The 6,042-nt window shown below is 41.6% G+C and carries 4 protein-coding genes; 1 reads left to right on the top strand and 3 read right to left on the bottom strand.

Features of this window, described 5'->3' with window-relative positions; translation table 11 throughout:
• Positions 1–215: 215 nt before the first annotated feature.
• The 3 genes from CWB76_RS15450 to prlC all read right to left on the bottom strand — a co-directional run bounded on the left by CWB76_RS15450 (position 216) and on the right by prlC (position 4,429).
• Positions 216–971 (bottom strand): class I SAM-dependent methyltransferase, encoded by a 756-nt coding sequence (locus tag CWB76_RS15450; protein ID WP_008467222.1) that lies wholly within the window; start codon positions 969–971, stop codon positions 216–218.
• Between the two features lie 65 nt (positions 972–1,036).
• On the bottom strand, positions 1,037–2,215 hold the full coding sequence (locus CWB76_RS15455) for a response regulator (RefSeq protein WP_138608831.1): 1,179 nt from the start codon (positions 2,213–2,215) through the stop codon (positions 1,037–1,039).
• Between the two features lie 162 nt (positions 2,216–2,377).
• On the bottom strand, positions 2,378–4,429 hold the full coding sequence (prlC, locus tag CWB76_RS15460) for an oligopeptidase A (protein WP_138608833.1): 2,052 nt from the start codon (positions 4,427–4,429) through the stop codon (positions 2,378–2,380).
• A 230-nt stretch (positions 4,430–4,659) separates the two neighbouring features.
• Here prlC and gorA point away from each other — a divergent pair, with 230 nt between their 5' ends.
• On the top strand, positions 4,660–6,021 hold the full coding sequence (gorA, locus tag CWB76_RS15465; RefSeq protein ID WP_138608835.1) for a glutathione-disulfide reductase: 1,362 nt from the start codon (positions 4,660–4,662) through the stop codon (positions 6,019–6,021).
• Positions 6,022–6,042: the final 21 nt, after the last annotated feature.

A 6,042-nucleotide genomic window follows, 5' to 3' on the forward strand; every position in this document is an offset into this window, starting at 1 on the left:
CGGTCAGCGGTCAGCGGTCAGGTAGTAAAATAAAACACCGAGCCTTATGCAAGCCCAGTTTTTATATTATAGGTGAGAGTTTACCTCGCGCACTTTCACAACATGTCAAACTACCTGCGCGGCGTAAAGCCCCGCCTACGTTTAACCCAAACACCGTACTTGGCTTAATCTTTTGCTGACAACTGACAGCTGAAGACTAAAAACTGTTCTTTAACCTAAACCATCGCGGCTTTTACATATACATCAAAGCGGTTCTTCTTGGTTTTGATTTGCATGCTTGGAGTTTTATCATTTAAAAATGGTGCGTAATCGGGGCGTTTCACTACTACACGTTTACTGGCAAGGGGGTAGGCAAAATCGAGTAAATCATCGGCGTCGGTATCGCCACCCACTAACTCTTGGAATACCCGCATTTCTTTTTTAACCAGTGCTGATTTTTCACGGTGCGGGAACATTGGATCAAGGTAAACCACATCGGGCATGCTGTCACATTGGGCAAGTAAGGTATGGCTTGAGCCAAAGATAAGGCTCATATTTTGCTGCATCCATGGGCCAATTTCACTATCGTTATAAGCACGTTGTAAGCCATCATATAACAGTGCAGCAACCACGGGATGGCGCTCATGTAAAATTACTTTACAGCCTAGCGAGGCTAACACAAAGCCGTCGCGTCCAAGGCCTGCTGTGGCATCGAGTACCACTGGCGTTGCGCCCTTATTAAGACCAACTGCTTTGGCAATTGATTGCCCTTTACCACCACCAAATTTACGCCTATGTGCAACGGCACCAGTTACAAAGTCTACGTTAATAGCACCTAATTTTGGCTCGTCAGTTTTATACAGGCTTAGTCCTTTATCATCGTAATGCAAGCTAAAACCACTGCTTTGCTCTGCCCATTGAGCAAGCCCAAAGCGTGCTTCTAACTCATTTAAATAAGGTCGACACTCTTTAAACGCACACTGTATAACCACTTCACACTCCGATGATAAATTTCACCGTTATTATACCCAAACAAAGCCAATATACGATCTCTAGTTTAAAACAACTCAATATCGTTATTTTCACTCTCAGGTTCTGGCTGCGTTTGTTGTTTACTTAGTTTTGTTTGAGTAATTAAGTCATCACGCTGTTGAGTGGTTGTTTTTAGTTGGTGCTTAATAAAGGCTAAATCATTAGTGGTTGCAACCAGCTGCTGTGATGTATGACTAAGCTGAGTTATTTGCTCATTAAATTGCGAAGTTGATATCTCGTTGTGTGTTTGCATTAGCGATTGGAGTTGCTCAAGCTGCTCTGTAAGCTGGCTAATTGCACTCGTTTGCATGGCGTTTTGATTTTTAAGCTGGGCAACAATATCTTTAAAAGCAAGGGTTAGCTCATTGTCGCGCATTAGTCGATATTGGTGCTGCTGTATAGTAACTACTTTTTCGTTAGTTACTTCTAAAATATGCGGAAATAAATCTTTATAGCGGCCATAAAGTGATGGCGTATCTACAGGCATATTTTTAATTAATAGTGAAATATTAGGGTAATTAATAATAGTACTATGACCAATATCAACAAAGCGTTCTGCATTTTTATGCTGTATGAGTAGCTCTTGCTCTAATGGGCATACACCAATTTCTTGGCTATAAAACATTCCCTGGTTATTTTGCCAAAAAACAACCACGACATTGAGGTGTAATGGAGTAAAAAAACCTAAAAAGTATTCACTTAGTAATTCTAAATTATCGGCATGATAGCTTTGACAAACAAACCGCATAATGCGCCCCATGTCACCGGTTTCAATCATCGCCATTTCAGCTGTTTTATTGGCCTTTGCTATATCATATTGCAGTGTTGCACACTGCTTGCGGTACTGGTAAAGAATTTTAATCCGTGCCATCAGCTCCTGTGCGTTAAAAGGCTTCAAAATGTAGTCAGCCCCGCCAACACTAAACCCTTTAATACGTTCAGCTTGCCCCACTTTGGATGATAAAAACATTACCGGAATATCTGTTGTGGCTTTATTTTGTTTAATAGTTTGGCAAACCTCATAACCAGACATGCCTGGCATTTCAACATCAAGCAAAATAATATCGGGGTTATATTTAATCGCTTGTCTTATGCCATCTTCACCATTTTTGGCGTGGATCACTTTGCAAAACCCAGCTAAAGATTCTTCAATAATATGGTGCATTAATTTATCGTCATCAATTGCCAGTATTAACTTTGCCATGCGTTAGTCCCTTTTAGTACTTTGTTCAAAGCATAGTACGCCATGTTAAAACTACTAAAATTTATTCAAAATATTCTTTAACAGCGCTGTATTTTAGGCAATAAAAAAGCGCCTCTGGGGCGCTTTTGTAATTATATTTTAATCCGCAAAAATCAACAGACCCTAAGCGGCGATGCCGCTGTGGAGCAGAAGTGCATCTACACTTGGCTCACGACCGCGGAAGTTTTTAAACAGTGCCATTGGCTCTTCGCTGCCGCCTTTTTCAAGAATATGCTGCATAAACGCTTGGCCCGTTTGTGGATTAAAAATCCCCTCTTCTTCAAATTTAGAGTAGGCATCTGCCGAAAGTACTTCAGCCCATTTATACGAGTAATAACCTGCACTATAACCGCCCGCAAAAATATGACTAAAGCCATGCTGAAAACGGTTAAACGCTGGCGGCTTAATGACTGAGGTACGACTGCGTACATCATCAAGTACAGCTTGAATGTTACATGGTTTGTCTGCCACGTAGTCATGGTGAATTTTAAAATCGAATAACGAGAACTCAAGTTGTCTTAGCATTTGCATACCTGAGTTGTAATTTTTAGCGGCCAATAGTTTATCTAGTAGCTCTTTTGGTAATGGCTCACCGGTTTCGAAGTGGCCTGAAATAAAGCTTAGGGCTTCTTCTTCGTAACACCAGTTTTCTAAAAACTGACTTGGCAATTCAACGGCATCCCATGCCACACCATTAATACCAGCAACAGGCGCTGCATCTACTTGAGTTAACATGTGGTGAATGCCGTGACCAAACTCATGGAACAGTGTGGTTACTTCATTATGGGTAAACAAAGCAGGCTTATCGCCAATCGCTTTATTAAAGTTGCATACTAAGTAAGCAACTGGTGTTTGAAGTTCACCATTAGCACGCACTTTACGGCCCATACAGTCATCCATCCACGCACCACCACGCTTGTGGTCACGGGCGTATAAATCTAAGTAGAAACGACCACGTAAAGTATTGTTGCTATCGTAAATTTCAAAAAAGCGCACATCTTTATGATACGTATCGATGTCTTTTTGCTCTTTAACTGTAATACCAAATAAGCGGTTAACCGTTTCGAACAAACCACTGAGCACTTTATCGGCAGGGAAGTATGGGCGTAATACTTCATCTGAAATCGCGTACTTTTCTTGCTTTAGCTTTTCGCTGTAATAACCAAAGTCCCATGCTTCTAGTTCGCTAATACCGTGCTGTTGCTTTGCGTATTGTTGCAACTCTTTAAGCTCTTGCTCTGCTTGTGGCTTAGATTTAGCTGCTAAGTCTTCTAAAAATGAAAATACCTGTGCAGGTGATTCTGCCATTTTTGTAGCTAACGATTTTTCGGCGTAATTATTAAAGCCCAGTAATTGTGCTAACTCATGACGTAGTGCTAGTTCTTCACTCATTATCGCTGAGTTATCGAACTCTCCTGCATTTGGACCTTGATCGGATGCACGAGTAGAAAACGCGGTGTATGTTTCTTTGCGAAGTTCACGGTCGTCTGCGTAAGTCATTATAGGTAAGTAAGAAGGGAAATCGAGAGTGAATACCCAGCCTTCTAAGTCTTTACTTTTTGCTGTATCGGCCGCTAATGCCAGTGCTGACTCTGGTAAACCCGCTAGTTGGCTTTCATCGGTAATATGCTTATGCCATGCAAGCGTGGCATCCATCACATTATTACCAAATTTTGAAGCAAGCTCTGATAAACGCGCACTAATTTCACCGTAGCGTTTTTGCTGCTCAGGATTTAGTGCAATGCCTGAAAGCTTAAAGTCACGCAATGCGTTGGTAACGGTTTTTTGCTGAGCGGTAGTGAGTGTTTTAAATTCATCGCTATTATAAAGCGCGCTGTAAGCCTCATATAAGCCTTGGTGTTGGCCAACAAAAGTAGAATATTCAGAAATAAGCGGTAAACACTGCTCATAAGCTTCGCGAAGTTCATCGTTGTTCATCACCGAGTTCAAATGCGACACCGGTGAAAATAATCGCGATAGTTTATCGTCAGCTTCTTCAAGGGGTAATACTAAATCATTCCAGGTGTATGATTGCTTTGCTAATACATCATCAATTGCACTGCGACAGTGCTCAATACCTTTTTTTAGTGCCGGGACAACATGCTCTGGCTTTATTTTTGAAAAAGGCGGTAAACCTTCAAGCCCGATTAGGGGATTTGTTTGTGCATTGCTCATAGTCATTCTCAGTTTGTGCAAATATAAAAATGAAGTTGGGGCAAAATACGTAAATACAAGGGGAAGTGTTCAGCTCTTAGCTTAATATACGCTCGACTAATAATACCTTGATCTTAACTAGCTTGGTTTTCGTTTGATGGTAGAGATTTTAGCAGCCCCGAACAAGTGACTTGTTCATCGCATATGATATTATCGGTAAAACATTGTTAAACACATTTAGAGGATTAAACATGGCTCAGCATTTTGATTACATTGCAATTGGTGGCGGTAGTGGTGGTATTGCATCAGCTAACCGTGCAGCAATGCGTGGCGCAAAAGTAGCATTAATTGAAGCTAAACACATGGGTGGCACCTGCGTAAACGTAGGGTGTGTTCCTAAAAAAGTAATGTGGCATGGCGCTCAAGTTGCTGAAGCAATTAATCTTTATGCTCCTGATTACGGTTTTGATGTTGAAGTTAAAGGCTTTGACTGGTCAAAGCTAGTAGAAAGCCGTGAAGCCTATATTGGCCGCATTCACAAAGGCTATGATAATGGTTTAGCTAAAAATGGCGTAACTGTGATCAAAGGTTTTGCAAAGTTTGTTGATAGTAAAACCGTTGAAGTAGATGGCGAACACTATACTGCCGATCACATTTTAGTTGCCGTTGGTGGCCGCCCTACTATTCCTAATATTCCAGGTGCTGAACACGGTATTGATTCAAACGGCTTTTTTGAGCTGAACGAACAACCTAAACGCGTTGCTGTTGTTGGTGCCGGTTATATTGCCGTAGAAATTGCCGGTGTGCTGCACAGCTTAGGTACACAAACTCACTTATTTGTTCGTAAGAGCAAGCCACTGCGTACCTTTGACCCATACATTATCGACACACTGGTTGATATTATGGCAAAAGAAGGCCCAACACTGCACACTGAGTGTTCACCAAAAGAAGTGGTAAAAGAGGCTGATGGCAGCTTAACGATTCATTTTGAGAATGGTTACAGCGAAAATGTTGATCAGGTTATTTGGGCTATAGGCCGCACGCCAACAACCGATAAAATTAACCTTGCTGCAGCAGGCGTAGAAGTAAACGAAAGCGGTTATGTAAAAGTAGATGAATACCAAAACACCACAGCTGAAAATGTATACGCTGTGGGTGATATTATCGAAAATGGTATTGAGCTTACACCGGTTGCTGTTAAAGCGGGTCGTACTCTATCGGAGCGTTTATTTAATAAAGAATTGCCGAACGATTTAAAAATGGACTACAGCCTAGTACCAACCGTAGTATTTAGCCACCCACCTATCGGCACCATTGGTTTAACTGAGCAAGAAGCGATTTCTCAGTACGGCGGCGAAAATGTAAAAGTATACAAATCAAGCTTTGCGGCTATGTATACTGCAGTTACTCAGCACCGCCAAGCCTGTAATATGATGTTAGTGTGTGCAAGCGATGATGAAAAAGTTGTGGGCTTACACGGTATTGGTTTTACCGTTGATGAAATGATTCAGGGTTTTGCAGTCGCCATGAAAATGGGCGCAACTAAAGCAGATTTTGATGCGGTTGTCGCACTACACCCAACCGGCTCTGAAGAGTTTGTTACCATGAGATAAGTTCGAGGTTCGAGGTTCGAG

The sequence above is a fragment of the Pseudoalteromonas sp. S1609 genome (assembly GCF_005887255.1).
GTDB lineage: Bacteria > Pseudomonadota > Gammaproteobacteria > Enterobacterales > Alteromonadaceae > Pseudoalteromonas.